Source organism: Mesorhizobium sp. M0207, from assembly GCF_040321995.1.
Taxonomy (GTDB): Bacteria; Pseudomonadota; Alphaproteobacteria; order Rhizobiales; family Rhizobiaceae; genus Mesorhizobium.
In genome coordinates this window covers 1-771 of sequence record NZ_JAMYSQ010000076.1, presented here as the reverse complement: position 1 = coordinate 771, position 771 = coordinate 1, and the positions used below count along the sequence as shown (strand labels likewise).

Here is a 771-nt window from a genome sequence, read left to right as displayed (position 1 = left end):
TCGTGGACGTGGAGCCCTCGACCGCGGTGCGCCAAGCCGAGGTGACGGCCGCCAAGACTATGATCGAGCGGGCGCACGACGAGCTCGGCCTCTGGCCGGAGCGGCTGATTGCCGACACCGGCTACGGCTCGGCCGAAATGCTGAACTGGTTGGTGCATGAGCGTGGGATCGAGCCGCATATCCCGGTCTTCGACAAGTCTAGGCGCAAGGATGGCACCTTCTCGCGCGACGACTTCACCTACGACCATAAGGCCGATACATACATCTGTCCTGGCGGGAAGACGCTCAGGCAGCGCCAGAAGACCTATCGGATGCCACACCCTCTCGTCGACGAGAATGGCATGATGCGCTATCGCGCCAGCAAGCTGGATTGCGACGCCTGTGCCCTGAAGCCCAGCTGTTGCCCGAAGGAGCCGGCGCGCAAGGTGCTGCGCTCGATCTATGAGGGCGCGCGCGACATGGCCCGCGACATCGCAAAGACAGACGCCTACCAGACCTCACGCTATCAGCGGAAGAAGGTGGAGATGCTGTTCGCGCACCTCAAGCGCATCCTGAAGCTCGATCGATTGCGATTGCGCGGCCCCTGTGGTGCCCGCGATGAGTTCCACCTTGCAGCCATCGCCCAGAACCTCAGGAAATTGGCCAAGATTTGCACCCTCGGAACAAACGTCCGAGCCACTTAAGGCGAGGAGGTCGCGTCGACCTTAATCAAGACGCTTCGGTGCGAGTGGATCCACGGCTTCATCGCCGACTTCTTCAACACTATCGACC

Annotated in this window: 1 protein-coding gene; it reads left to right on the top strand. The window is 61.7% G+C overall.

The window, feature by feature from the left end:
• Positions 1 to 683: transposase (locus NKJ15_RS32910; RefSeq protein WP_352819857.1), on the top strand; the 683-nt coding region annotated here is incomplete at its 5' end.
• Positions 684 to 771: the final 88 nt, after the last annotated feature.